Genomic DNA, 26,090 nt, shown 5'->3' with positions numbered 1-26,090 from the left:
GATCAGCCGAACAGGCGGCTGTCCCACCAGACCGGCGTCTCCAGCCCCGGCTTGATGCGGGCGAAGTCGGGATGGGCGGTGTTGAAGACGAAGTTGCGCTCCATCCGCGCCACGACCGAGGGCGTGATCAGCAGGGCCGAGCGGCCTTCCGCATGCCAGGCGCGGCCGAAGGCGCGCGCCGCCGCGCCGCCCGGCTCTGCCCAGCCGGGGACCAGATCCGGATTGACCACTTCATAGGAGACGCCCGCCGGGATGTGGATCTCCACATGGTGCTGGCCCAACGGCAGTTCGCCGCCGAAATGGACCAGCTTCTCCAGCATGGCGGTGGAATAGTGCTCGGCGGCGTAGATCACCCTCTGGCCCGCCTCGTGCCAGCGGCCGGAAGCCCGGCGCGAGCCGCCGTCGCTCCAGATGGGATACTCGCCGCGCGGATCGCCGATGCGGAATCCCTTGAGCGCGTCGTCCAGCCGACGGTGCATGCCGGACCTAGACCGCGAAGCCGGCGTCGGCGCGGCGCACCATATTGATCACCGCCTCGGCTCCCGCCGAGCTGGACTGGGCCATGGCCAGAGGGGTGCGGCCGTTCAGCAGCTGATGCGGGCGGTTCAGGAAGCGGACGACGGCGGCGCTGTCGCCGCGATAGGCGCGGCCCACGGCGTCGACCACGCGGCCGACCTCGTACAGGCGCTCGCTCATCTCACGCGACAGGGGCTTGCGGCTGGTGCGGGCGCGCCGCAGCGTCGCCTCGGGGATGATCTGGCCGACCACGCGCGGCATGCCGATCACCTGGCCCAGGGCGGCGGCGGCGGCGGGCTTCAGCCCCTGCGACACCCGCTCGGCCAGGGCCACGTCGTCCATCGTCTCATTGTCGTTCAGGCCCAGCAGCTTGCCGATCCGCGCGGCGTCGCTGGCGGGCAGGGTCTCGGGCGAGGCGTAGAGGTCGAGGGCGGTCATGGCGGCGGCTTTCGTCATATGACGATAATATGGGCGTCAAACGGCGATGCGGCAAGGACTTCGCTTCCCTGCTCATCCCGGCGTCCAAGAAAAAAGGCCGGCGGATCGCTCCGCCGGCCTTCATTCTGGTTGGTCTAACGCGCTTTCGCGCTGCTTGAGACCGCTTACTTCTCGTCGCCGCGCGCCAGGTTGCGCAGGACGTAGGGCATGACGCCGCCGGCCTTGAAGTAGTCCAGCTCCGTCTGGTTATCGATGCGGCAGCGGACCGGGAAGCGGGCCATCTTGCCGTCCGACGGGCGGAACAGCTCGACCCACAGATCCTGGCGGGGCTTCAGCTTGCCGACGTTGGCGTCGGTCAGGCCGCGGATGGTGACGATCTCCTCGCCCGTCAGGCCCAGCTTCTGCCAGCCGTCTTCCTTGAACTGCAGCGGGACGACGCCCATGCCGACCAGGTTCGAGCGGTGGATGCGTTCATAGCTCTCGGCGATGACGGCGCGGACGCCCAGCAGGCGGGTGCCCTTGGCCGCCCAGTCGCGCGACGAGCCGGTGCCGTATTCCTTGCCGGCGAAGACGACCAGCGGACGACCTTCCGACTGATAGCGCATGGCCGCGTCGTAGATCGACATCGTCTCTTCCGAGGGGAAGTGCTTGGTGACGCCGCCCTCGATGTCCGGGGTGATCTTGTTGCGGATGCGGATGTTGGCGAAGGTGCCGCGCATCATGACTTCGTGGTTGCCGCGGCGGGCGCCGTAGCTGTTGAAGTCCAGGGCGTCGACGCCGTGGTTGGTCAGGTACTGACCGGCGGGCGAGGCCTTCTTGATCGAACCGGCCGGCGAGATGTGGTCGGTGGTGATCGAGTCGCCGAAGATGCCCAGCACGCGCGCCTCGACGATGTCCGTGACCGGAGCGGGCTCCATGGTCAGGCCCTCGAAGTAGGGCGGGTTCTGGACGTAGGTCGAGGTGTCTTCCCACTCATAGGTCTGACCGCCGGTGACGGCGATCGCCTGCCAGTGCTCGTCGCCCTTGAAGACGTCGGCGTAGCGCTTGGCGAACATCTTGGGCGTGACCGACTTCTTCTGGATGGCGGCGATCTCTTCCGAGGTCGGCCACACGTCCTTCAGGAAGACGTCATTGCCCTTCTTGTCCTTGCCGATCGGCTCCTTGGTGATGTCGATGCGCATCGAACCGGCCAGGGCGTAGGCGACCACCAGCGGCGGCGAAGCCAGGTAGTTGGCCTGGACGTCCGGGTTCACCCGGCCTTCGAAGTTGCGGTTGCCCGACAGCACCGAGGTGGCGACCAGGGCGTTGTCGTTGATGGCCTTGGACACGGCCGGATCCAGCGGACCCGAGTTGCCGATGCAGGTGGTGCAGCCGTAGCCGACCAGGTTGAAGCCCAGGGCGTCCAGATCCTTCTGCAGACCGGCGTCGGTCAGATAGTCGGTGACGACCTGCGAGCCGGGGGCCAGCGAGGTCTTGACCCAGGGCTTGGGCTTCAGGCCCAGGGCGTTGGCCTTGCGCGCCACCAGACCGGCGGCGATCAGCACGCTAGGGTTGGAGGTGTTGGTGCACGAGGTGATGGCGGCGATCACCACATCGCCGTCGCCGATGTCGAAGCTTTCGCCTTCCACGGCGGCGCGCGGGGCGTCGGCCGGGCGGGCGAAGACGCCGGTCAGGGCTTCTTCGAACGACGGGGCGGCGACGGTCAGTTCAACGCGGTCCTGCGGGCGCTTGGGACCGGCCAGCGACGGCACGACCGTCGAGATGTCCAGCTCCAGCACGTCGGTGAAGATCGGGTCTTCCGAGGTCTCGTCGATCCACAGGCCTTGCGCCTTGGCGTAGGCTTCGACCAGGGCGACGCGCGCCTTCTCGCGGCCGGTGGCTGTCAGATAGTCGATGGTGGCCTGCGAGACGGGGAAGAAGCCGCAGGTGGCGCCGTATTCCGGGGCCATGTTGGCGATGGTGGCCTGGTCCTCGATGGTCATGCCGGCGATGGCGGGACCGAAGAATTCCACGAACTTGCCGACCACGCCCTTCTTGCGCAGCATCTGGGTGACGGTCAGCACCAGGTCGGTGGCCGTCGCGCCTTCCGGCAGCTTTCCGGTAAGCTTGAAGCCGATGACTTCGGGGATCAGCATCGGGATCGGCTGGCCCAGCATGGCGGCCTCGGCCTCGATGCCGCCGACGCCCCAGCCCAGGACGGCCAGGCCGTTGATCATGGTGGTGTGGCTGTCGGTGCCGACCACGGTGTCCGGATAGGCGACGGTCTTCTTGCCTTCCTCGGCGGTCCAGACGGTCTGGGCCAGGTTTTCGAGGTTCACCTGGTGGCAGATGCCGGTGCCGGGCGGCACGACGCGGAAGTTGTTGAAGGCCGACGAGCCCCAGCGCAGGAAGTTGTAGCGCTCGATGTTGCGCTCATACTCGCGCTCGACGTTCTGGCTGAAGGCCTGGGCGTTGCCGAAGTGGTCGACCATGACCGAGTGGTCGATGACCAGATCGACGGGGACCAGCGGGTTGATCTTCTTGGCGTCGGCGCCGAGCTTGTCCATGGCGTCGCGCATGGCGGCCAGGTCGACGACGGCCGGAACGCCGGTGAAGTCCTGCATCAGCACGCGGGCCGGACGGAAGGCGATTTCGTGCTCGACGGCGCCCTTGTTCTCGATCCAGGCGGCGACGGCCTTCAGGTCGTCCTCGGTGACGGAGACGCCGTCTTCGTTACGCAGCAGGTTCTCCAGCAGCACCTTCATCGAGCGCGGCAGGCGGGAAATCCCGGCCAGGCCGGCTTCCTCGGCGGCGGGAAGGCTGTAATAGGCGTATTTCTTGCGCCCGACCGCGAGGTCTTGGCGGGTCTTGAGGCTGTCAATCGACGGCATGGAGAGTAGTCCTCTGACAAACGCCGCCCGACAATTCGGTTGCGCCTTCGCGCGCTGGACGTCGGGGCGCACAGGTCCCCGGCGCGCGCGGCGAAAGCCTGCTGCGGCGCTAGCGCATATAGTCCCGCGCGCGAGGGCCGTCCATGTATCCACACCCTCGACGTGGACATTGATAGAGACTCGCAAGTGCTGATCCGTCTCGACATTCAGGGCTTGAGCCTGTCTCGCGGCGAACGTCGGCTGTTCAGCGACCTGTCCTTCGCCCTGTCGGCGGGCGAGGCGGCGGCCCTGACCGGAGCGAATGGCGCGGGCAAGACCAGCCTGCTGCGCGCCGTGGCGGGCTTTATCCGGCCCGATGCAGGCACGGTCGTTTTTCATGATGCGGACGGCGAGATCGAGGCCGAGACGGCGCGGCGCGCAGCGCTTCACCTGCTGGGCCATCACGAGGGTCTGAAGCCCCAGCGCACGGCGCGGCAGGAGCTGGGCTTTCAGGTCGAATGGCTGGGCGGTTCGGCCGCCGCCATGGACGCGGCCGTCGAGCGGCTGAAGCTGACGCCCCTGCTGGATCTGGAGACGCGCAAGCTGTCGGCGGGGCAGAGGCGGCGGCTGTCGCTGGCGCGCCTGGTCGCCGCCCCGCGCGCCCTGTGGCTGTTGGACGAACCGCTGGCCCCGCTGGACGAGGCGTGGCGGGGCGTCGCCGCCGAACTGATGGCTGAACATCTGGCGGGCGGGGGCATGATCCTGGCCGCCGTGCACGACCCCCTGCCCGTTCCATCGCGATCACTCAGTCTTGGAGACGCGCGATGAAGGTCGTCCGCGCCCTGTTCGCGCGTGAACTGTCGCTGGCCTGGGGCGGCGGCGGTGGGCCGTTGCTGGCCTGCGGCTTCCTGCTGTGCCTGACGGCCATCCTGCCGCTGGCGGCGGGCGGCGATCCGCGCGTTCTGGCCCCGGCGGCGTCGGGGGCCAGTTGGATGGCGCTGGCGCTGGCCTCCCTGCTGTCGCTGGAGCGGATGTTCGAGCGCGATCTGGAGGACGGGGCGCTGGATCTGCTGGCGACCGGGCCGCTGCCGCTGGAGGCCCTGGTGGCGATCAAGGCTCTGGCGCAATGGCTGGCGACCGGCTTGCCGCTGGCGCTGACCGCTCCGGTCGCGGCCCTGGCCCTGGGCCAACCGCCGGAGCTGATAGGCCTGACAGGGCTGTCGGCGGCGCTGGGCGGTCTGGGGTTCGCCTTCACCGGGGCGCTGGGCGCGGCGTTGGCGCTGGGCGCCCGGCGCGGGGGTCTGCTGATCGCCGTGGTGGTGCTGCCGCTGTTCATTCCGCCGGTGGTGTTCGGCGCGGGCGCCTTGACTCGTGCGGCGAGCGGTCAGAGCCCGGCCTCGGCCTTGGCGCTACTGGCCGCCTATGTCCTGTTCGCTTTGGTGATCGCGCCGATCGCGGGCGCGGCGGCGGTTCGGAACGCGCAGGGCTAGCGCGGTTTCAGCGTCACATACAGCGCCCCATCGCCGCCGTGGCGCTGGTGGGCCGAGGCGAAGCCCGACACGACGCCGCGCAGGTGCGGCCCGGTCAGCCATTCGTGGACCGAGGCGCGGATGACCCCGCCGCCTCGCCTGCCCTGCCCCGTGATGACCAGCACGGAGCGCAGGCCGCGCATCTGGCAACCGATCAGGAAAGCGCGCAGCTGATCCTCGGCCTCGAAGCGGCCGAAGCCGTGCAGGTCGATGCGCGCCTCGATCGGATCGCGTTCGCGCGACAGGCGGCGCTGACGGCGCGGCTCAAGCTCTTCGGGCGCGTGCCGCGGGCGTGGCGCCACGGCCTTCGGGGGCGGAGGCGTCGCTGAGCGTCCGGCCGAGGCGGGCGTCAGGGCCGTCGCGCGTTTCTTGCCCGCAACGCCGCGCGGGGGCGGCGCGACGAGAGGCGCGGCTTCGTCTCCAAGCGCAGGAATGACGGCGCCGGGCGTCACGCGCGCGGCCTTGCGGCGCACGGGCGGCGTCACCGTGGACGTCACCCGGTTCCAGATGCGCTTGTCGTCGTCGCCGGTCGCGGATGCGGCCTTCGGCGGTCCCTTGCCCGAAGGGGGGCGGGCCACGCTCAGCCCTCGTCGTCGAAGGCGTCCGGCGGACCGGGCTCATGGGCCAGCAGGTCGCCGGGCTGGCAGTCCAGCTCGCGACACAGGGCGTCCAGGGTGGAGAAACGCACGGCGCGCGCCTTGCCCGTCTTGAGGATGGACAGGTTGGCGACGGTCACGCCGACGCGGTCGGCGAGCTCCGTCAGCGACATGCGGCGCTGGGCGAGGATGCGGTCGAGTTGGACGCGGATGGCCATGGGGGAGCTTTAGCGTTTCTCGATCAGATCGTCAGTTCGGATTCGCGACGAAGACGGGCGCCTTCGCGGAACACCTCGGCTAGGACGAAGACGACCAGGACGGAAAAGACGGGCGTGAGCAGGTCGCTGACGCCTTGAGGCTCCATGACGCCGGGGGCGAGGCGCGACGCCACCAGCCCCTGCACGATCCACACCCCGCCGGTGACGACGGCCAGGATCAGGCCGACATGGCGCAGGCGGCGCACATTGTCCGGCTGGAACGGGTCGCCCAGGGTCAGGGTGCGGAAGATCTTCCGCAGATGGCGAAGGATGATGAGGAAGCCGCCGAAATAGGCGCTCAGGGCGCCCAGGGCGAACAGCAGCAGCGGACGCGTCAGCGGCATCTCGCGGCCGTCCGCGCCGTCCGAGACGGTCACGTTCAGATTGTCGATGGGTATGAAGATGGAGGCGACCCACAGAAGCAGCAGCAGGCCGGTGACGAGGATCATCACCACATAGGCCACGTCCAGCGCGATCTTCAGCAGGCTGGCGACGGAGCCGGGACCGATGGTCCTCAGGTTCGGCGTCCGCAGTTGGGCGGCGCGAAGCGGGGTCTGGGCGGCGGTGGCGAGCCGGTTCGGTTTCCGCAAGCGCGTCATCGGGCGTCTCAGGCCGGGGACAGGGGCGCCGTCGCCGCGGCGGGTCCGGCCGACCCGCGCACGGCTCTATTCTTCACGGCGTTCATGGCGATCGTCAAAGTCCCCCTCGAACTCTGCAGGATCAGAAGCTCTGAACGATCAGGGCGATCGCCGCGACGGGCAAGGCGGCCAGCAGGAAGGCGTTGCCCAGGCTGTGAGCCAGACGGTCCATCAGATTGGTCTTGTGCATGGCTTGCATATCGGTCTCTCCATCAATGCACATTTTTTGTGCGTATCTGTTGTGCCGCTGGATCATTGTTGCGAGATGTTTCTCTCGTTTGAACGGTGCGGCCGTCCGTCCTTGAAAATGAAGATAGGTCGTGCGCCGACGAAAGCCAACTTACATATCGTTTAACGATGTTACCATTTCGCAATGGACCGGACGGGACTAAGGTCACGCCATGAATCTCAAGCTGATCAAGGGGATGCGGCTCGTCGCCGCCACCCACAATCCGGGCAAGGCGCGCGAGATCGAAGCGCTGCTCGACGGACATTACACGATCGTCACCGCCGGAGAGCTGGATCTGCCCGAGCCGGACGAGACGGAGAGCACCTTCGTCGGCAACGCCATGCTGAAGGCGCGTCACGCGGCCCAGGCCTCGGGCGAGGTCGCCCTGGCTGACGATTCCGGCCTGTCGGTCGCCGCCCTGGACGGGGCGCCGGGCGTCTATTCCGCGCGCTGGGCCGGTCCGACCAAGGATTTCGCCCTGGCCATGAAGAAGGTCGAGCAGCGGCTGGAGGAGATCGCCTCGACCGATCGCCGCGCCTGGTTCACCTCGGCCTTGGCCGTGGCCTGGCCCGACGGCCCCTGCGTGGTGGTCGAGGGGCGGATCGACGGCGAACTGGTCTTTCCGTCGCGCGGCGACCAGGGCTTCGGCTATGATCCGATCTTCCGGCCGGAGGGCTCGGAACTGACGTTCGGCGAGATGGACCCGGTCGAGAAGGACGCCCTCAGCCACCGTGCGCGCGCCTTCGCCCGCCTCAAGGCGGCGCTGATTGACTGAGACGCCCGCCGCACGAGCCGTGGCCCTGCGCCAAGGCGGCGATAGGGGCGAGCATCCATCTGTCCCTCAAGCCGCCGCCCTCCGCGAGGGCGGCGATAGGGACGAAAAAGACTCCATCGCCCTCTACGTCCACTGGCCCTACTGCGCGCGCATCTGTCCCTATTGCGACTTCAACGTGGTGCGCGACCGGGGGCGGACGCAGGAGCAGGCGGAGCTGACGCAGGCCATCCTGAACGACCTGGAGGCGCAGGTCGCCTTGGTCGGCCCGCGCGCCCTGGCCTCGATCTTTTTCGGCGGGGGCACGCCGTCCTTGATGCCGCCGGACGCCGTGGCGGCGGTGGTCGAGCGGGCGCACGCCCTGTTTCCCTCGGCGGGCGACATCGAGATCAGCCTGGAGGCCAACCCAACCGACGCCGAGGCCGGACGCTACGCCGCCCTGGCGCAGGCTGGGATCAATCGCCTGTCGATGGGGGTGCAGTCGTTCGACGATGCGGCGCTGAAGTTCCTGGGCCGCGACCATTCGGCCGCCGAGGCGCGCCGCGCCATCGCCCTGGCGGGCCGCGCCTTTCCGCGCCTGTCGATCGACCTGATCTACGCCCGGCCGGGCCAGGGCGTCGGCGACTGGACCGCCGAGCTGACCACGGCGCTCGATCTGGGGTTCGAGCACGTCTCGCCTTACCAACTGACCATCGAGGGGGCGACGGCCTTCGGCCGGGCCGTGGCGCGCGGCGCCTGGTCGTCGCCGGACGAGGATCTGGCCGCCGCTCTTTATGAAGCCACGCAGGAGACGCTCGAGGCGGCGGGGTTCGAGGCCTATGAGGTGTCCAACCACGCGCGCGACGTGGCCGCCCGCTCCAGCCACAACCTGCACGTCTGGCGCGGCGGGGACTATCTGGGCCTGGGGCCGGGAGCGCACGGGCGGATGACCCTGGCCGAGGGGCGCGTCGCCACCGTGGCCGAGCGTCGCATCGGCGACTATGTCGCGGGCGTCGCCGCCGGCTCGCCCTGGGCCGAGCGCGAGGTTCTGGAGCCGCAGGACGCCGCCGAGGAACGCGTGCTGCTGGGCCTGCGCACGGTCGAGGGCGTGCCCTTGGCCCTGCTGCAGCGGCTGGGCCTGTCGGCGGACGAGGGTCGGTTGGCCGATCTGCTGGCCGACGGCTTCGTGAGCCTGAAGGACGGTCGTATTGCCGCCACGGCAAGCGGGCGGCCCTTGCTGGACGCGGTGCTCAAGGCCCTGTTGACCTAGACCGCGGCGCGCCGGACTGGCAGGGTCCGGCCGATGTCCGACGCCTCCCTGTTTCCGCCGACCGCCCCGCCCGCGCGCCCCGTTTCGCCGGGCCTCTATCTGGTGGCGACGCCGATCGGCAATCTGCGCGACATGACGCTGAGGGCGCTGGACGTGCTGGCGGCCGCCGACCTGGTGCTGGCGGAGGACACGCGGGTCACGGCCAAGCTGCTGACCGCCTATGGTCTGAAGGCGAAGCTGGAGCGGTGCGACGACCACGCCTCGAACCGCGCCGCGGAGATCGCCGTCGAACGGCTGAAGGCGGGCGAGGTGGTGGCCCTGGTGTCCGACGCGGGCACGCCCCTGGTGTCCGATCCCGGCTATGTGGTGGCGCGGGCGGCCGTGGCCGAGGGGTTGCCGGTTCATCCCGTGCCCGGTCCGTCCAGTCTGCTGGCCGCCCTGTGCATCGCCGGCTTGCCCGCCGACCGGGTGCTGTTCGCCGGATTCTTGCCGCCCAAGTCGGCGGCGCGCCGCACGGCGCTGGAAGAGCTGCGGCCGGGGCGGCAGACCCTGGTCTTCTTCGAGAGCGGGCCGCGCCTGCGTGACAGCTTGGCGGACATGGCCGAGGTGCTGGGCGCCCGCCCGGCCGCCGTCGCCCGCGAACTGACCAAGCTCTATGAGGAATGCGTGCGCGGCGATCTGGCCGAACTCGCCGTCGACCCGCGCCTGGACGCGCCCAAGGGGGAGATCGTGGTGGTGGTCGGCCCCGGGGAAGCCGAGACGGCCAGCGCCGCCGACGCCGACGCCGCCCTGGCCGAGGCCCTGACCCGCCTGCCGCCCGGCGAGGCGGCGGCCGAGGTGTCCAAGGCGCTCAACTTGCCGCGCAAGCCGCTCTACAAGCGCGCGCTGGAGTTGAAGGGGCGGTGAGCCTCGCGCCGCACCCGCATCCGCCACCGAAGACGCCCAAGGCGGGCTGGCGCCAGGCGTTGGGCGGACGGTCGCATCGTCAGGGCCATGACGCCGAGTGGATCGCCGCCCTGTGGCTGATGCTCAAGGGCTATCAGGTTCTGGCCTTCCGTCTGAAGGGCCGGGGCGGAGAGATCGACATCTTGGCCCGGCGCGGGCGAGTCCTGGCCGCCGTCGAGGTCAAGCGCCGCGCGACGCTGGAGGCCGCGACCCTGGCCCTGGGACCGGACCAGCACCAGCGCCTGATCCGCGCGGCCGAGGCGGCGGCGCGCGGGCGACCGGCCTTGCCGGGGCTGGAGTTGAGAATCGACATGGTGGCGCTGGCTCCCGGACGCTTTCCGCGTCATCTTCGCGGCGTGATCTCCACGGGAGCGGACCGGCGTTGACGCGCGAGGAAGCAGAGGCGGTGCTGGCCCAGGCGGGACAGGGGGCTGACGAGGCCTTCCCCCTGCTGGATTGCGCCATCGCCTGCGCCATCCACGACTATCCGTTCCGCGACGCCGACGGCGTGCGGATTCTGGCCGACCATGCGGCCCAGCGGCTGAAGGAGCGGGCCGCCAACGAAAGCCCCGACGACGCCCTGACCGAGGCCCTGGCGGGCGACCTGCGTCTGAACGGCGACCTGCTGAACTACGACCATCCGGCCAACACCGACGTGATTGACGTGGCCGAGCGTCGGCGCGGGCTGTCGGCGGTGCTGGTCATCTTCTATCTGGACGCCGCGCGGCGGGCCGGGCTGACGGCGGCGCCGGTCGATTTTCCCGGCCACGTCCTGCTGCGGGTCGAGACGCCCGAGGGGCCGGTGGCGCTGGACCCGTTCAGCCAGGGGCGGCTGGTCCTGCCGTCGGAGCTGACGCGCCGCGCCCTGCTGGCGGGGCTGACCCCGCATGTGGCCGACCGTCTGGACCTGCTGATGGCGCCGGTCAGCGAGCGTCAGGCCTTGATCCGTCTGCAGAACATCCTGTTCACCCGCGCCCTTCAGGCTCGCGACTATGAAGGCGCCGAACGCTCGGCCCTGCGTCGCGCCCTGCTGGACCCCGAGGATCACCGCCCGTGGCTGGACGTGGCCGCCGCGCGAGAGAAGCAGGGCGCCCTGACCGGGGCCATGCAGGCCCTGTCGCGCGCCCGCACCCTGGGCGAGCCGATCGCCGCCTGCGACGCGCGGCTGGACCGGGTGCGGATGCGGTTGAACTGAAGCGCGGCCTTGCGGCGGGCGCTGCGGGGCCTCAAGTAACGCTCAGCGGCGCCCTCGTTCGGGCGCTCAAGCAGCAAGCGCCCGCGGCGCGAGCGATAGCGCCCACCAAGAAGGACTCCCATGCTCAAGGTCGCCATCCAGATGGACCCGCTCGAGGCGGTCAACGTCGAGTCGGACACCACCTTCCTGATGGCCCTGACCGGGCAGGCGCGGGGCCACAAGCTGTGGGTCTATGACTTCCGCACCCTGGCGCTGGAGGACGGTCGCCTGTTCTGCCGCGCCCGTCCGGTGACGGTGCGGCGCGAGCAGGGAAACCACGCCGACTTCGGCCCCGTACAGCGGCTGGATCTGGCCGAAGACGTCGACGTCATCCTGATGCGTCAGGATCCGCCGTTCGACATGGCCTATGTCACCGCCACCTATCTGCTGGAGCGGGTGCATCCCAAGACCCTGGTGGTCAATGATCCGGCCGAGGTGCGCTCGGCGCCCGAGAAGCTGATCGCCACCCTCTTCCCCGGCCTGCAGCCGCCGACCCTGGTGTCGTCCGACCCCGAGGCCCTGGTCGACTTCCACCGCCGTCACGGCGATGTGGTGCTCAAACCCCTGCACGGCGCGGCGGGCTCGGGCGTGGTGCGGCTGAAAGCGGATGATCCGAACCTTGAGGCCCTGATCGAGATCCACGCTGCCGGGTCGCGCGATCCGCTGGTGATCCAGAAATTCATCCCGGCCGTCTCGGCGGGCGACAAGCGCATCATCCTGATTGACGGCGAGCCGGTCGGCGCCATCAACCGCATTCCGGCCAAGGATCAGGTGCGCTCCAACCTGCGCGTCGGCGGCACGGCGGCGCCGGTCGAGCTGACGCCGCGCGACCTGGAGATCTGCGCCGCCATCGGCCCCTATCTGAAGGAGCGCGGCCTGATCTTTGTCGGCATCGACGTGATCGGCGACTATCTGACCGAAATCAACGTGACCTCCCCCACCGGCGCCCAGCAGTTGCTGAACTTCGCCGGCGTCGATGCGACCGAGCGCATGTGGGAGGTTATCGAGCAAAGGAAACGCGCGGCCGCCTGACCCCGCGCTGCATGGGAGGGGACTTTATGAGCGTACTGAACATTGCCGGGGCGTCAGCCGCCCTGGCGCTGGCGATCCCCTGCCCGGCGGCGGCCCAGGAAGCCTCGCCAGACGCCGCGCCGAAACGCCCGCCGCTGGAGGTGCTGGAGCGGATTATCGAGACCCGCACGCCGCAGACCCGGATCGAGACGCCGGACCATGACCGTATCAGCGCCCGGCGCATCGATATTGTCGACGCCGACGGGACCATCCGCATGACCCTGTCGGGCGCGACCCCGCCCCCGATCATCGACGGCGTTCAATATAAGCGCGCCTTCAACGTCGCCGGACTGATCCTCTACGACGACAAGGGCAGCGAGCGCGGCGGCTTCGGCACGGCCGACGTCGAGGGCGGCATGGCCGTGCTGGCGCTGGATCACCCGGCGATGGACGCGGTCGGCTGGCGCGTGTCGCCCGACGGCTCGGTCAGCTTCGTTTTCAACCAGGCGCCGCCGCTGGTGCGTGAGCAGGGTTTGGGCGGGGCTCTGGTTCCCGGCGTGCAGACGCCGACGCGGATGCGCCTGTCGCTGGCCGCCGACGGGACGCCCGCCGTCGCCCTGTCGGACAGGAACGACAAGCCGCGCCTGCGCCTGACCGTGACCGAGGAGGGCTTCGGCGCCATCCAGTTCCTGAACGCTGAGGGGCAGGTGGTCCACACCATCGCGCCAGAGGCCGACCTGCCGACGAACTGAACGAACAACGCTCTTGCAGTGTTGATCAGTTCGTGATTTGTTCTCTCGATTGCAGGGGGAACGGCATGGTCGCGCGGGTGGTGACGGTGGCTTTCGACGGCGTCGATGCGCGCCGGGTCGACGTGGAGGTGCAGCAGGTCGGCTCGCCCGCCGGGGCCTTCGCCATCGTCGGCCTGCCGGACAAGGCGGTGGCCGAGAGCCGCGAACGAGTGCGCGGCGCTTTTGCGGGCATTGGTCTGGCGCTGCCGGCGAAGAAGGTGATCGCCAATCTGGCCCCCGCCGACCTGCCCAAGGAAGGCAGCCATTTCGACCTGCCCATCGCCCTGGCCCTCCTGGCCTCCATGGGGGTGATCGGACCAGACGCCCTGGACGGTTGGGCTGCGGTGGGCGAACTTGGTCTGGACGGTCAGATCGCGGCGGTGGGCGGAACCCTTCCCGCCGCCATGGCGGTGAACGCCATGGGGTTGGGCCTGATCTGCCCCGAGGCCAACGGGCCGGAGGCGGCCTGGGCGGGCGAGGCGCGGTTGCTGGCGCCGCGCTCCCTGATCGGGCTGATCAATCATTTTCGCGGAACCCAGGTGCTGCGCCCGCCCCAGCCGGGGCCGGTGCTGGAAGGGCGCGCCGTTCCCGACCTGCGCGAGGTCAAGGGACAGGAGGGGGCCAAGCGGGCGCTGGAGATCGCCGCCGCCGGGGGGCACAATCTCCTGAGGTTATTTTTTATGCAGCCCGAATCGGACTCGCCTAGGATGTCGAGAGCCCCTTGGCAGCGATTCCGAACACCTCACCGTCCAGATCGAGCAGTTCAGACGCCGTCGTATCCAAAGCTATCGCGATAGTTCGCACCGTAGTGATCCTGGGGTTCGCCCAGCCCTGCTCGATCCGATAAACGTAATCCGCCGACACGCCTGCCTTCTCAGCCAGCGCTGTCCGGCTCATCCCCAACGACAGTCGCCAGACGAACACTCGTTCGCCGAAGGCGGCCTTGAAGAAGTCAGCGGCAGTGGGGTCGGACATCGGCAGCCTCCAAGAGGCTGGGTCGTCAGCCTTCGGCGGCGGCGTCCTCGAACGGCGTCAGAAGGACAACGGCGGTGGTCCCGAGCGCTTGAGCGATCTCGTGCACGACAGCACGGTCGGATTCCGCTGCCCCCGCTCCAGTTGGCTGATGTAGCGCTGATCAAAGTCGCAGCGGTCCGCCAGCTGCTCCTGCGTCAGCCCTAAGGCCAGCCGAAGCCGCTTCACGTTCGCCCCAATGACGGCCCGCACGTCCATGCGGCACCGTTGACGGTCTCCGGACGCCAAGTTTAGTCAGTTTAGTGAATACGGAGGCCTCGTTGTCCGCGTTGCCGATTTGGCGGACGGCGGCGGGTCAAAACCGTTCGGGGGAAAATCAGATGGCGATCCGCTCCTTGGCCGCTCTTGCGGCCCTCTTCACGTTGGCGATCGCCGGGGGTGCCGAAGGGCAGGCTAGCTTCGACTGCTCCAAGGCGACGACGCCGACCGAACGCACTGTGTGCGCCAATCCCGGGCTAGCCGCGATCGATCGAGAGCTGGACGCCGCCTACAAGTCCGCTCTGGCCAACGCCGCTGATGATCGAGCCCTGCGGCAAAGTCAGCGCGAATGGGTCAAGGACTTCCAGCTGTGCGGCGAAGATCCGTTTTGCATCGAGGAAAGCTACGCCGACCGCATCGCCGTGCTGGACTCGTTCAGCGGAGACAGTTCTGCGGCTGATGAGCCGGAGCCCGTCGAAGCGCAGGCGACCGACGCAGCGCCCATTCCGACCGCAACGCCGGTCGAAAGAGCACCTCGTCCGGCGGCGTCTCCAGAACCGCAAGCTGCCAAAACGATCGGGGATGTCCGACGGAAAACCCAAGGCAACCCGCTCGTCGCCCTGACGGGCGGAGGGCTGTTCCTCGGGATGATCCTGGCGGTGGTGGCGGCATTGTTGGCGACCAAGGCGCTCGCCGATCACACCACCCACAAGTACGGCTGGCCGCTGATCATGAACTGGTGGAACCTGCTCCACTTCATGGGGGCTGTGGCGGGTCTGTTCGTCGCCAGCTTCGGCGGGATCATGATGGGGCTGGTCGTCTTTGCCGGCTGCTGGCTGGTCGTGCTGATCGTCAACATCACCAAGACCAATCTCCTCACCGGCCTCGCCATGACGATCATCCAACCGCTCGTCGTCGCCATCCTCTGGGTCATCTACGGCGTCACCAAAGCCAAGGCGGAAGGGCGTCGGATTTGAAGCGGCGCATGCGGCCGGGCTTCAGCTTCTCTTTGTCTCGGGCGAGCGGCCTGACGGCAGCCAAGCGCAAGTTCGCCAAGGGGACCGAAGTGCCGTTCAGCCGTCCGGGGCGTCAGCGAAAAGCGGGCGCGGCGATCGGATGTGCCGTGGTCCTGATCCCTATTCTCGGCCTTACTGGCCTTTCCCTCAGGCTGATTGAGGTGGCGTTATGAGCGCAGACAAAGATCGGCCGCTGCCGGCGCTGTTCGCCACCATCCACTTCCGCAGTGCTCGAAGACCGGACGGCTACACCGCCGATGAGATCGCACACCTCAATCGGGCCGCCAACCGCCGCAAACCGGATGAAGACGCTGACGATGGAGAAGACCATGACCAGCCCAAAGACCGCTGACCGCCAGCTCACCTTCAGCCTCACCCTCATCGGATGTGGCCTCCTGCTCGCGGCCTGCGGCCCGCAAGGCGACGCCATGAAAGGCGGCGGAGGCGACGTGACCGAAGAGGAGTCCACAGCCGATCTGATGACCGCCTTGCAGGAAGGGAGGCCGTGGGTCTGCGCCGACGCCGGGCTTCAGCAGACCGCCGTCGCCATGATCAGCGAGAGGCTTAACCGGGTGATCCCCGGCGACACGATGCCGACAAGGGTCATGAGCACGAGCGAAAGCGTGCAGGTCGCCTTCGATGGGCAGACCAAACGCATGGTCTGCCGCAGTGAGCTGTTCACGCTAAATGGTGAGTTTCGAAATACCCGGAACGTCGTCTGGACCGCGCAGCCCTCCGCCGACGGGTTCGACATCCGCGTCGGCGTTGACATGAGCCAGTTCTACAGCGCCAAACAAGCGCCGTTCTACGGTGCCGGATGATCGGCTGAATCGGCCAGGGCAGAGCGAGCTTATCAACAGGGCGTAAAATCGATTCTCCCGCGTTTCTAGCCGCCGATCGGGAGATGTCGGCGAGCCATCCCGACCGCTCTGCTACACCCGAGAAATCGTCCCGTTATGCGGTCTTCCAGTACCGGGAAATTGGATGGAGTTCCCCACGCTGCACTTCCGCGCGGAGGTCGTCCCACGGTGGATGGGCCCGTCGCTTGCAAAGGAAAGGCGCCGGGTCTGTTCGACCCGGCGCTTGCGCGTCCGACGCTCAGTAGAAAGTTCGCCTCTCTACCCCAATGGAAGTTTTACTGAGTCCCCCTGTCAGGCCTTCCTCGCGGGGGGCTTCTTCGGCGTGAAGCGGGTCTGAAGGCTGGCGGCGGCGTCCGCCAGCGCTCCGTCCAGCTGCCCCATCAGCACCTCCTGCCGCAGCGGGGGCAGCAGGTCTCGCAGCGCCTCTAGCGAGGGCAGAACGAAGGTGTCCTTGCCGTCCTTCACCTTCAGCCGCAACGCGCCGTAGCGTAGGGCGAAGTGGACCTGACCGGTGTCGTCCACACGCCACCACGCTGGGACCGTGCGCTGCTCAGTCGTCTCCACGACCTCGTCGGTTTCCAGATCCTGTCGGCGACGCACGACCGCCTTCCGATAGGTTTCGCCGGCCTCCAGAGCGTCGATCAGCCCGATCTGCTCCACCAAGGCCGCGGCCAGTTTGCGCCGACGGGTCCGCACCGGGTCGTAGCCCACCTGCCGCTCGCCGCCGTCAATCACTTCAAATCTGTCCAGAACACTCATGCCGACCTCCGCTGTTGATGAAGGGGGCGTCCAGCAAAACCTCCCGAGGGACAACGCGGCTTCGGGCTCAAGACCTTGCGCCGTCCCGCACTACAAGGCGCGTGGCCGCTCGCGCGTTAGCCCCTGCCCGAGGCGCGGCCTCAGCAACGCGGGATGGAAAACTGTGTCTGCTCAGGAGGTGGCGCCCCGATCATCGGCCAATCGCGCTGCGACACAACGGCGAGGTTGACGTGCGGCGTCTGGACAGTTGTATGGACCGACCCACCTTAGTGGTTGGCAGAACTGGCTGCGTACACAGCCTTCGGGGTTTTGCTCCTGCAGATCGACTACGGACACCATGGATCCCTTAGCCGGCCTCGAGCAACTTGAACGGCGCTATGCTCGACTACTAGGCGAACTGCGTTACAGCGGAAGGCGCGAGGCCGAAGCTAAGCTGAACGCACTTCGTGCATTGATCCAAGCCAACTTTGATCCGCTCTGGGACGCCCATCATATTGAGCCAATCCAACCGGTTCGCCGGTACGATGCTGAAGCCATCCATCAAGCTCTTCGAGCAGTCCTCTCTCCAACAGAGCCTCAGACCACTCGCCAGTTGGCGCGAAGAGTCATCGAGCGGTTGAGTGACCGCTCACCGACCGAGCAAGAAGTGAGGAACGTCGATCGGAAAGTCCGAACGGCATTGGAGGGCGATCTCCGAGCGTCTGTAGACCGAACCCAGCACGCTCCTGCTGCCTGGGTCTCGCGTTCGCTCGAAACGGATTAGGTGCAGAGTCACGGAAGATGGAGGTGTGTCTCGTCGCAGAGGGAAGTCGGCCGTGCCGAACGGTCGTAGATTGCTGCATGGCCTAGTTGGGTCTGGGCTTGCGGTCGCTTCCGCCGTATGATCGCGGCGGGGCGTTGATCCGCTGAGCCGGCTTGACAGACAGGGTGGGTAAGCCGCCCTCGTGGTCTACGCGCCCATTTGCATGGGAAGTCCTCGGGCGTCTCCCAATCACGGGGTGATAGTTAGTGGTTGAATGTATCAGCCTGTTTTCGGGCGCGGGCGGCTTAGATGTCGGTGCCGTTAACGCTGGCGTTAGGATCTTACGCGCGGTGGAGTTCGATCCGGACGCAGCCCAAACGCTTCGCCTTAACGCACACCCCCACACGCGGATTGAATGTGAAGACATATGTGACCTCGACTTCACAGAGCATCGGGACTCGGCGCGCGATCTCATCGTAATCGGCGGGCCGCCTTGTCAGCCGTTTTCGAAGAACGGCTACTGGGTCAAAAACGAAAACCGTCTGATCGAGCGCGATCCGCGAAACATGCTCTCGCAGTTTCTCCGGGCGGTTGATGAGGCGCGGCCGAAAGCGTTCTTGTTCGAGAATGTCGAGAGTTTACGACATCCGACAAACAAGCATGCGTTAGCGGCGTTCTTGGCGCAGGCGGAGAAGCTCGGGTATCGTTGCACAACGCATCTCGCGAACGCCGCCGATTATGGTGTGCCCCAGAAGCGCAAACGCGTGTTCATATTCGCGGTCCGAGCGAGCACACACAATATACCTGAACCCCGACCTACTCATTCCGCGAATCCAGCTGATAATCTTCCGCCGCACGTCGGGGTCGGGAATTTCATCAAACCGTTCGCCGGGGCTCAGTACTCCGAGGCCTCAGAGGTTGTCTCTGGCGGCACCTACGAGGCGGAACTACGTCATGTGCCTCCCGGCGAGAACTACATGGCCTTGGCGAAGTTGCCGAACTACGAGGGACGTACATTCCGGGCGGGCGGACGGTTCTGGAACTTCCTATACAAACTCCACCCCGACCATCCATCGATCACGATAGCGGCCCAACCGGGGCCTTGGGTCGGACCATTTCATTGGAACAACCGGCGCTTACGAGCGCCCGAAGCCGCTGCGATCCAGACCTTCCCCGTCGGTTACCGCTTCGCTGGCAGCCGCCGTTCCGTTCAGAAGCAGATCGGAAATGCAGTCCCTTGCCTCTTAGGAGAGGCGATGGTTAGTCATCTCCTGGAGCACATGTGACCGGAGGGGGGCGAAGGGTGCCGACTAAAGTCCAGCAAGTCGTGGAGGATGGTTCAGTCGTAGTCGACTTCGATCCCCCTCAGGTGCCTTTTGAAGAACAAGAATTGATCATCCGTGACGCTCTGAGGGAGAGGGGATGGGATGTAGATTTTAAGGAGGCCAACAAAGCCTCTAGGCGGCGCGCCTTCGTGATAAGCAAAGGTGGCGTCTCCTTCCGGATCATCACTTACATTTTTAGCAACTTCGCGTGGTCCAACGGCAAGCGATCTCACGCAGAAAAACGCATCCAGCTTTCGCGCGATTACGAAGAGCACGCATCCGACTTTGAATTAGACAAAGCTGGTGACCCGCGGTGTGCTGTGATGGGCATCTATCGGCGAGATAAGGTCACGCTATTTGGCGCTTGGGATGCATCTGCGTACAAGGGCCACAAGAATCCATCTAGCTGCTACATCCGTGTTCCAGCGATGTCCGCTGCTCAGCGGAATGGATTTAGTCAAGGAGTAGATCAAAACGAACGACTAGTGTGTTGCTTCACGCCAGACATGCTCGCTTACTATCTGGAGAATATGAAATTTCTTCACGAGCACGTCTCAGTGACCCAAGACCTTATACGGCCAGCGCCTGAAGACGAGGGGCGGGCAGCTGAGGTGGCGAACAGTTCATCTGCCGAGATGCTTCGCCTACCCGACAGCGTCGTTGAAGTCCCCGACAGCCTGCCTCATAATCGGATTATCTATGGTGCCCCCGGTACTGGGAAGAGTCATCGTTTAGACGATGATCTGTCCAAGTATTTTCCGACTCCGGCCCTCTATGAGCGCACAACATTTTACCCGGATACGACCAACGGGGCGTTTGTGGGAGAGTACAGGCCGGTGCCTGTATACCGCCGTAGTTCGAGGGACTTTATTGGGCCTGATCGTACGACAACAGTCGACAGCCTCGAACCTTTGATCGATTATCGGTTTGTGCCGGGGCCATTCCTCCGAGTCCTTGTACGCGCACTTAAGCATCCAGAGCACAACTTCGCGGTAGTGATTGAGGAGATCAATCGCGCGCACGCCAGCGCGGTGTTCGGAGAGGTATTCCAACTTCTCGACAGAACTGAAGATGGTGCCGGGCGCTTCTCAGTCGTACTATCACCTGCAGCCCAAGATTACTTAGAGAGCCAAGGCGTACCAGGGTCGGTTCGAATACCCAAGAACCTCTACATCTGGGCTACAATGAACAGCGCAGACCAAGGCGTGTTGCCAATGGATGCCGCCTTTCGGCGTAGGTGGTCTCTAGAGTACGTCGGCATTGACGAGGGCGAGGCCGTTGTAGAGGACTGGGAAATCAAGGTTCGCTTCCGTAAGGCGCCTGTTAAGTGGAACATTCTGCGCCGGGCTATCAATAAGCACTTGCAGAATGAAGGTGTTCCAGAAGATAGGCTAATCGGTCCGTTCTTCATGACGAAAAAAGAACTCTCTTCTGACTCGGCATTCGAGAACAAGCTTCTTCAATACCTCAGGGATGATGTGGTGAGGTCCGCGCCCAATAAGTTGTTCTCTGGATCTTCACTGACTTATGGCGCGCTGGTTGCGCAGTATCGAGCGGGAGAGTCGATCTTCGTCTCAGGGGTGGACCTTGGTGGAGACGAGTAGGGCAACGGCGCACCTATTTGAAGGCGACCGATTTCCGGAGAGCCTAGACGAGGCCTGCCCAGGTCTCACCGAACAGCTCCTGCGTGCGGGAGTGCTGCGGCCCGACCCCGCCGGGCAGGCGCGAATTCAGTTCGTCGGCGTCGCAGTTAAGGATGCTCTGACGCTGGTTCTGCTCCCGAAGGTGCGCGTGGATGCGGCACCTAGACTGGTTCAGCGCCAGATCATTCGGGCTCTAAAAAAATACGCCCGCAGGGCGCCCCTGCATCACGAGCCGGCACCTTATCTGAATGCAGATCCAGAAGTCGGTTCCCTGAGCGCGATCGCATTGTGCGACTGGCTGATGCAGGACTATTGGGCGCACGGCTTATACAGGCGCTCCGTCGTCGAACACGAGGAAAACGGCTTAGGTCGAACTAACTGGGCAGCGACAATCGCTGGTAGGCACCCGATATTCTCGCGTGGCCGCCCAATCTACCCCCAACGCATTACCCGGCGAGCCGAGAACGATGCGACGAACTTCGCCACGATGCTCCATCTGCACTTGCTCGAATCGTTCTCAGCGGAGTTCGCGGCGGTCCTCGACTGCGATCCGCTAGTGCTAGACCACGAACCGGTTGAACGGTTTGATCTTCTTCCAAGCGCTGGCGAGTGCGAACGCATGCTCGCGGCAGAAATGCGAACCGTGTACAGTGATAGGTCATTGGCCTTGCTCAAAACGCTCTTGGCCGCCGTGCGGGCGCTGGAGTCTGAGCGGCGCCGAGGGCTGTCGCTTTTCGGGACCAACGCGTTCCATAATGTCTGGGAGGCGGCGTGTGCGCATGCCACAGGGAATGACGTTGATGCTTGGCTCGGTGTCCTCCCAAAGCCCATCTGGCGATCCGAGGGGAACGAGGAGCAGGACGCGCTAACGTTCCGCCCCGACGTGGTAACGCCACTCGGGAACGCTCTCCTCATCGCGGATGCGAAGTACTATCGCCCGGTCATGCCACCAGCCCTATCGGGCGTCCCGGGCGTCAACGATGTCGCCAAACAAGTCTGGTATCGACAGCATTTGGCTGCGCCAGCCAATGATCGTGGCTACTCCAAGACCGCTAATATCTTTCTCTTCCCGGGCACCACTGCCTCGCCGGTTCGTCGAGTTGGCAGCGTTCAATTTCCCGCCGGACAGGAAAGCGTCCAAGCATTCGAGTTGCACTTCCTACAGGCCCTGGAGGCTTACTCCAGTGGTAGCGAACAGCTTCGAACTGTGGTGCTCTCGGAGTTGATCCCGGCCGTATCTTACCGCGAGTTCAAGGGGTCGGCCGTTGAACAATGTGAGAACACCGCCTAGCCTTTCGCCAATTCGGCGAATCGCAAAGGGGCGAAGAATGGGGGAGTGTGCGAGCGATTCGGCTGGCTTCAGTGAGGTCCAAGTTTGGAAGGATGAACTAGACGCGCTCCTGGCCGAACTGGAATCGGCGGAGATGCGCCTCGCGAACCACGGCGCTGGTCGTCGTGATAGCGGATCCTATTATACTCCAGCGGACGTTGCGGCCCACTTTTGGAAGCTGTTCTGGCGTCACCACGAGGTCGAAGATGGCGCATCAGCGCTCCGCCTGATCCAAGAGGCCGATTTCGTTGAACCATCGGTAGGCTCAGGGATATTCTTCTTCAGCTTGCTGCGTAGCCTCGCCGAGTTTCAGATCGGGCCGCGCGCAGCATCTGATGTTCGGTTCACAGCCGTTGATATCAACCGAGCCGCGCTCGATTTTCTTGAAGCAGAACTACGTCGCCTTGAAACCCGGTTTCAGGTGCGCTTTCGAAACGTAGCCCTAGCGGAGGCAGACTTCCTTAAATGGATCGCGGCGCAGGCACGGCCTTCTGCGACCTTTGTCGGAAATCCACCATTCGTCGCAAATGCGCGAGGCAGTGAATGGAAGAATATATACGCCGACTTCGTGGCCGCGATGCTCTCAGGTGTCCCGCAGAGCAATCTTAGCCTGATTGTCCCAATCTCTATTTGCTTTAGCCGCGACTACGTCGGACTGCGCAGGCTGCTCCGCGACAGTGGACGCCCGCTCAGCGCTTCGAGTTATGACAACATCCCCGATTGCCTCTTCAAGGCAGGAAAGCCTGAAAGTCGAAACACCAATAAGGCTAACAGCCAGCGGTGCACGATCTTGCAGCTTGGTGGACCGCGCACGGGAGTGGTGGAGTCATCGCCGCTGCTTCGATGGTCAGCAGGCGACCGGCGCGCATTCCTTTCAAGCACGCCAGCCTTCCACGACTGCTCACGATTCGACATCGAGCGCCAGATTCCTCGGCCCACGGACTCGAGTTTGAGCCGCTACCTGGCAGAAGCGACCAGTGGGCGCACGGTTCGGGAGTTTATGTCACGGATCGGGACTGGAACGTTCTCCGTTGGAGCGGTCGCGCGGAATTTCATTGGTATTCGCGACTATCCATCGGCAGGTTCAGGGACAATTCCGATCAAGACTAACGAGCGCGACAGTTCCCTGATTCTCTTGCAAGTGCTTTCTTCAAGCCTGTTCTATAGATACTGGCGAAGCTTCGGTGATGGGTTCCATGTTACTAATGAACTAATCGACAGATTCCCAGTTTCTACGAATCTGCTCGCATGGTGTGAGGGTAATCTAAGCGAAGCGGAGCGTGTCTGGGAGTCCCGACAGAAATTCGCAAAGACCAAGCTGAATTCTGGAAAGGTCATCAAGTCGTACGACTTCAGCAAGGCGTTCTTGCATATGCCTGCGTGAATGGCGCTTAAACTTGGCGAAGCCGATCGCCTGGTCGCCCAGCATGGGCGCCAAGCAAGGGGGCTATAATGGCTCACCCCCGCCTGCCTTGCACAACTTGGCCCCCCGGTAGCGCCAGAAGCCATGGCCCTGCCCGCACGTCACGTTGGAAACGACCCTCCCTGTTGAGATCGAAGTTCCATTCGTTGAGAGGGGACCATTATGGCAATCGCTCGTTTGCCGGAATGGTAGGCCTCGGAGGGTCGATGAAGGCAGTCGCCTATTATCGCGTCAGCACAACCGCGCAGGGGCGCAGCGGCCTCGGGTTAGAGGCACAGAAGGCGGCCGTGAGGGATTTGGCGAGAGCCCGTAGCCTGACGCTGTTGGCGGAGTTCACTGAGGTTGAAAGCGGCAAGCGGAATGATCGTCCGGTCCTGAACGAGGCTCTGCATCACGCCGGCATGACAAATTCAATCCTAGTCATCGCCAAACTGGATCGCCTGTCTCGCAACGCCGCGTTCCTGCTGGCCCTCCGCGACAGTGGAGTCCGCTTCCTGGCCACCGACGTGCCGGATGCAAACGACCTAACCATCGGCGTTCTTGCCGTCATCGCTCAGGCAGAGCGTGAGGCGATCTCCCGTCGCACGAAAGAGGCGCTGGCGGCGATTAAGCAGAAGATCGGCCGAGGCGAGTTGCACGTTTCAGCGCGGAGTGGGCGCATGGTTAGCCGGCTCGGGAATCCTACCGGAGCCTTAGCCCTTGGTGACTTCGCCGGTGATCTGACACTGGCGAGACGGGCAAAACGGGATCGTGCGTCCCTGCGGCGGCAGAACATTGAGCAGGTCGTTCGGGCGATCAAGGCCGCGGGACACTCCAGCGCCTATGCAATCGCCGCGGAACTAAATCGGAGGGGAATTGCGTCTCCGCGGGGCGGCAAGTGGCACGCGTCAACGGCGAAGGCCTACGCGCGCTGACCGTCTTGGCACCTCGCTAGGAGACTTGCTCCCTCTCCCCCCCACCGGAGATTTACTGAGGTGGCCGTTGAGATGGAACTCTTTGTCGTGAGACCTCCGTCGCTCGGTTGAGAGGGGCCCTTGCGACGCGGGATGACACAAGCGCCACGGCGCAACGGAATTGATCACGTAGACCCGAAGTTATGACCGAAAACCATTCCCAGACGCCGTCCCCGTCCCCCGAGGGTGGTCCGTCCCTCGAAGAGATCGAGCGGCTCCGGATCAATCTAACGGCCATTTTCCCGCTCTTAGAGGGAGCCCGGCGGGCCTACTTTCAAACTCCAAGTCCCCAGACCGAGAGAGCGCTTCACGAACTGGAGGCAGAGGCGCAACGGCGCAATGATGAATTCACAGCCGCAGTCGATGCACTGGGCGCGACCCTCGGCCTAACGAAGCCGGCGACAAAAGGGCCGAGCGGGGACCGGGTCGACCGAACTATGCGCGCCTCACTTACCCAAGACCACATCGCACCGACCGCCACCTTAGATAAGGTCCTCCCCAACGCTCTGGAGGGCCTACTCGCCAGAGCCCCGGCTGGCTGGGCGGACGAAGTCGGGTCGGCCACGGACCTCAGTGATCTACTGGTGCCAGACAGTGTGCTCACCCTCGTCAAAGGCATGCGGCCGGAGAGCGAACTTCCGGCATCTCATCGCTTCCGCCAGCTGCTGAGGGTTGCGCGCGACTTCCGCGACGACAACCCAGCCTACGATCATTTCGCGGGCGCGATGGCGATTCCAACTGTGTTCAAGCTGGGCAGCAGCCTAGACCTGCTCGATCACATTGCTGGGGATGGGCAGCGTCGGCTGGCCCACTTATGGCGAGGACCATCGTCGGAAGTAGACGCAACTGCCTACGAAATTGTCACGGGGGTCCGTTGTGCCGAGATGGGACGAAGCGTCGAGTTCCTGCCTGCGGACGCCCGCAAATCCCCTGACCTGCGTTGCCACGACCCTTTTCCTTTGGTGGTCGAGTGCAAGCGGCAGCCGCCATTCCTCCAATATGAACTGACTGAGGCGCAGACCATGAAGGCGCTATTCGTCGCGCTTCGGTCGGAGTGCAGGCGCCTCGGCGTTTTTGGTGCCTTCGAACTGCATCTCAACACTGAATCTGAGGCAATCTCAATCAACGAGGTTACGGCCGCGCTTGTTGGTCAGAGAATGGCCGTGGACCCGAGCCGACCGACGGCCTGGCCATTTGGCACGGTCGCGTTACGACCGTTGCCGGGGCTCGTCGATATGTGCGAGACACATCGGCTCTACAGCCCTGCAATGCTGGCCGAATTATTCGGCTGGGCAACCGACTTACCGGTTTGGGACGGCATTTGTTGTTCCATATCTCGCCCAGAACTCGCGTCCGACAGGGCGCGCGAACCAGTTGCTCTGCTCTGGAACAACGACGCGGACCGAGCCCTCCTGAAGCGCTCTTGGGCCGCGAGCGGACTATTCGGAGATGCGACCCTGCAAGTGCCCCCGGGGAGCTTCGGCATCATCTATGTGGCATATCTGGAAGGCGCGCGCGAAGCCGTGGCGGACCTCCGCCTGAAACGCTTCAAGGATAAGCTGCGTGGCTTTACCCATGACGCCGCTGTCCGCATTCCCATTTCGCTGATCAACCGGCTCTACCCCCGACCGCTAGGAGAGGGTGCCCCCGACCTGATCGAGAGTTCCGTCAAGATCATGGCTGACGCTTACGGCGTCCCCGAACTGTTCTCAATGTTCCCCGGAACAGTTTTCACCGAGCCCGGCGGCTGACGCG

28 protein-coding genes and 1 pseudogene are annotated in these 26,090 nt (G+C 65.2%); 20 read left to right on the top strand and 9 right to left on the bottom strand.

All coding sequences use genetic code 11. The features are described 5' to 3' along the window. Positions 1–2: 2 nt before the first annotated feature. The 3 genes from B3D50_RS13705 to acnA form a co-directional block, all read right to left on the bottom strand. Positions 3–479, bottom strand: coding sequence for an RES family NAD+ phosphorylase (locus B3D50_RS13705; protein WP_125900741.1), 477 nt, complete (start codon positions 477–479; stop codon positions 3–5). A 7-nt stretch (positions 480–486) separates the two neighbouring features. After that, positions 487–954 (bottom strand): antitoxin Xre/MbcA/ParS toxin-binding domain-containing protein, encoded by a 468-nt coding sequence (locus B3D50_RS13700; RefSeq protein WP_286952015.1) that lies wholly within the window; start codon positions 952–954, stop codon positions 487–489. Positions 955–1,118: 164 nt separating this feature from the next. Then, positions 1,119–3,824, bottom strand: coding sequence for an aconitate hydratase AcnA (gene acnA, locus B3D50_RS13695; protein WP_269296485.1), 2,706 nt, complete (start codon positions 3,822–3,824; stop codon positions 1,119–1,121). A gap of 186 nt (positions 3,825–4,010) precedes the next feature. Between acnA and ccmA the strand changes: the two genes are divergently transcribed. Together ccmA and ccmB are read left to right on the top strand one after the other, a co-directional pair. After that, on the top strand, positions 4,011–4,631 hold the full coding sequence (gene ccmA, locus B3D50_RS13690; RefSeq protein ID WP_003166525.1) for a heme ABC exporter ATP-binding protein CcmA: 621 nt from the start codon (positions 4,011–4,013) through the stop codon (positions 4,629–4,631). Beyond that, the gene (gene ccmB / locus B3D50_RS13685) at positions 4,628–5,293 is read left to right on the top strand and encodes a heme exporter protein CcmB (protein WP_286952012.1); all 666 of its coding nucleotides are present in this window, start codon (positions 4,628–4,630) and stop codon (positions 5,291–5,293) included. The genes ccmA and ccmB overlap by 4 nt, the downstream gene beginning before the upstream one ends. Here ccmB and B3D50_RS13680 read toward each other — a convergent pair. Genes B3D50_RS13680 through B3D50_RS13670 form a run of 3 tightly spaced genes read right to left on the bottom strand, consistent with a single transcriptional unit; the run spans position 5,290 to position 6,784 of the window. Beyond that, positions 5,290–5,910, bottom strand: a complete 621-nt coding sequence (locus B3D50_RS13680) for a Smr/MutS family protein (RefSeq protein ID WP_286952010.1) — start codon at positions 5,908–5,910, stop codon at positions 5,290–5,292. The genes ccmB and B3D50_RS13680 overlap by 4 nt on opposite strands. Positions 5,911–5,912: 2 nt before the next feature. Further along, a complete protein-coding gene (locus B3D50_RS13675) occupies positions 5,913–6,146 on the bottom strand; it encodes a helix-turn-helix domain-containing protein (protein WP_003166522.1) in 234 nt (77 codons plus the stop codon). A gap of 23 nt (positions 6,147–6,169) precedes the next feature. Next, a complete protein-coding gene (locus tag B3D50_RS13670) occupies positions 6,170–6,784 on the bottom strand; it encodes a DUF2975 domain-containing protein (RefSeq protein WP_052748002.1) in 615 nt (204 codons plus the stop codon). Between the two features lie 440 nt (positions 6,785–7,224). Between B3D50_RS13670 and rdgB the strand changes: the two genes are divergently transcribed. The 8 genes and pseudogenes from rdgB to B3D50_RS13630 all read left to right on the top strand — a co-directional run. Next, the gene (gene rdgB, locus B3D50_RS13665; RefSeq protein ID WP_286952006.1) at positions 7,225–7,827 is read left to right on the top strand and encodes an RdgB/HAM1 family non-canonical purine NTP pyrophosphatase; all 603 of its coding nucleotides are present in this window, start codon (positions 7,225–7,227) and stop codon (positions 7,825–7,827) included. A gap of 115 nt (positions 7,828–7,942) precedes the next feature. Next, positions 7,943–9,073: a radical SAM family heme chaperone HemW gene (gene hemW / locus B3D50_RS13660; protein WP_286952311.1), complete on the top strand. Its 1,131-nt coding sequence runs from the start codon at positions 7,943–7,945 to the stop codon at positions 9,071–9,073. 33 nt (positions 9,074–9,106) lie between these two features. Beyond that, complete coding sequence (gene rsmI, locus B3D50_RS13655; protein ID WP_269296489.1) at positions 9,107–9,979, top strand: 16S rRNA (cytidine(1402)-2'-O)-methyltransferase; 873 nt, start codon at positions 9,107–9,109, stop codon at positions 9,977–9,979. Next, positions 9,976–10,404, top strand: a complete 429-nt coding sequence (locus B3D50_RS13650) for a YraN family protein (protein ID WP_286952003.1) — start codon at positions 9,976–9,978, stop codon at positions 10,402–10,404. The genes rsmI and B3D50_RS13650 overlap by 4 nt, the downstream gene beginning before the upstream one ends. After that, positions 10,401–11,213: a SirB1 family protein gene (locus B3D50_RS13645; protein WP_286952001.1), complete on the top strand. Its 813-nt coding sequence runs from the start codon at positions 10,401–10,403 to the stop codon at positions 11,211–11,213. Before B3D50_RS13650 ends, B3D50_RS13645 begins: the two co-directional genes overlap by 4 nt. Positions 11,214–11,333: 120 nt before the next feature. Then, the gene (gene gshB / locus B3D50_RS13640; RefSeq protein ID WP_286951999.1) at positions 11,334–12,284 is read left to right on the top strand and encodes a glutathione synthase; all 951 of its coding nucleotides are present in this window, start codon (positions 11,334–11,336) and stop codon (positions 12,282–12,284) included. Between the two features lie 26 nt (positions 12,285–12,310). Continuing rightward, a complete protein-coding gene (locus B3D50_RS13635) occupies positions 12,311–13,015 on the top strand; it encodes a hypothetical protein (RefSeq protein WP_286951997.1) in 705 nt (234 codons plus the stop codon). A gap of 65 nt (positions 13,016–13,080) precedes the next feature. Then, positions 13,081–13,722 (top strand): annotated as a pseudogene (locus tag B3D50_RS13630) (magnesium chelatase domain-containing protein); the annotation flags it as partial. A 34-nt stretch (positions 13,723–13,756) separates the two neighbouring features. Here the strand turns inward: B3D50_RS13630 and B3D50_RS15810 are convergent. Beyond that, positions 13,757–13,951, bottom strand: a complete 195-nt coding sequence (locus B3D50_RS15810) for a helix-turn-helix domain-containing protein (RefSeq protein WP_409516103.1) — start codon at positions 13,949–13,951, stop codon at positions 13,757–13,759. 135 nt (positions 13,952–14,086) lie between these two features. Beyond that, entirely contained in the window at positions 14,087–14,284 is a 198-nt protein-coding gene (locus tag B3D50_RS15805) for a helix-turn-helix domain-containing protein (protein WP_409516102.1), read from the bottom strand. A gap of 122 nt (positions 14,285–14,406) precedes the next feature. On the opposite strand from B3D50_RS15805, the gene B3D50_RS13625 reads away from it, so the two are divergent. Genes B3D50_RS13625 through B3D50_RS13610 form a run of 4 tightly spaced genes read left to right on the top strand, consistent with a single transcriptional unit; the run spans position 14,407 to position 16,121 of the window. Then, on the top strand, positions 14,407–15,261 hold the full coding sequence (locus B3D50_RS13625; protein ID WP_286951995.1) for a lysozyme inhibitor LprI family protein: 855 nt from the start codon (positions 14,407–14,409) through the stop codon (positions 15,259–15,261). An 8-nt stretch (positions 15,262–15,269) separates the two neighbouring features. Continuing rightward, a complete protein-coding gene (locus B3D50_RS13620; protein ID WP_286951993.1) occupies positions 15,270–15,473 on the top strand; it encodes a hypothetical protein in 204 nt (67 codons plus the stop codon). Then, on the top strand, positions 15,470–15,652 hold the full coding sequence (locus B3D50_RS13615; RefSeq protein ID WP_286951991.1) for a hypothetical protein: 183 nt from the start codon (positions 15,470–15,472) through the stop codon (positions 15,650–15,652). The genes B3D50_RS13620 and B3D50_RS13615 overlap by 4 nt, the downstream gene beginning before the upstream one ends. Further along, complete coding sequence (locus B3D50_RS13610) at positions 15,618–16,121, top strand: hypothetical protein (RefSeq protein ID WP_286951990.1); 504 nt, start codon at positions 15,618–15,620, stop codon at positions 16,119–16,121. Before B3D50_RS13615 ends, B3D50_RS13610 begins: the two co-directional genes overlap by 35 nt. 330 nt (positions 16,122–16,451) lie before the next feature. Here the strand turns inward: B3D50_RS13610 and B3D50_RS13605 are convergent, their stop codons facing one another. Then, entirely contained in the window at positions 16,452–16,919 is a 468-nt protein-coding gene (locus B3D50_RS13605) for a hypothetical protein (protein WP_286951988.1), read from the bottom strand. Between the two features lie 1,008 nt (positions 16,920–17,927). On the opposite strand from B3D50_RS13605, the gene B3D50_RS13600 reads away from it, so the two are divergent. The 6 genes from B3D50_RS13600 to B3D50_RS13575 all read left to right on the top strand — a co-directional run bounded on the left by B3D50_RS13600 (position 17,928) and on the right by B3D50_RS13575 (position 26,086). Next, a complete protein-coding gene (locus tag B3D50_RS13600; protein WP_286951987.1) occupies positions 17,928–18,947 on the top strand; it encodes a DNA cytosine methyltransferase in 1,020 nt (339 codons plus the stop codon). 17 nt (positions 18,948–18,964) lie between these two features. Continuing rightward, entirely contained in the window at positions 18,965–20,590 is a 1,626-nt protein-coding gene (locus B3D50_RS13595) for an AAA family ATPase (protein ID WP_286951986.1), read from the top strand. Beyond that, the gene (locus tag B3D50_RS13590) at positions 20,577–21,920 is read left to right on the top strand and encodes an LlaJI family restriction endonuclease (RefSeq protein ID WP_286952310.1); all 1,344 of its coding nucleotides are present in this window, start codon (positions 20,577–20,579) and stop codon (positions 21,918–21,920) included. Before B3D50_RS13595 ends, B3D50_RS13590 begins: the two co-directional genes overlap by 14 nt. A gap of 37 nt (positions 21,921–21,957) precedes the next feature. Further along, complete coding sequence (locus B3D50_RS13585; RefSeq protein ID WP_286951984.1) at positions 21,958–23,343, top strand: hypothetical protein; 1,386 nt, start codon at positions 21,958–21,960, stop codon at positions 23,341–23,343. 245 nt (positions 23,344–23,588) lie between these two features. Further along, on the top strand, positions 23,589–24,296 hold the full coding sequence (locus tag B3D50_RS13580) for a recombinase family protein (protein WP_286951982.1): 708 nt from the start codon (positions 23,589–23,591) through the stop codon (positions 24,294–24,296). Positions 24,297–24,931: 635 nt separating this feature from the next. Beyond that, positions 24,932–26,086, top strand: a complete 1,155-nt coding sequence (locus B3D50_RS13575; RefSeq protein WP_286951980.1) for a hypothetical protein — start codon at positions 24,932–24,934, stop codon at positions 26,084–26,086. Positions 26,087–26,090: the final 4 nt, after the last annotated feature.

The sequence above is a fragment of the Brevundimonas sp. UBA7507 genome, from assembly GCF_002478355.1.
GTDB classification, from domain to species: Bacteria; Pseudomonadota; Alphaproteobacteria; order Caulobacterales; family Caulobacteraceae; genus Brevundimonas; species Brevundimonas diminuta_D.
Note: the sequence above shows the minus strand (reverse complement) of the source record. Positions and strands in the feature narration are given on the sequence as shown.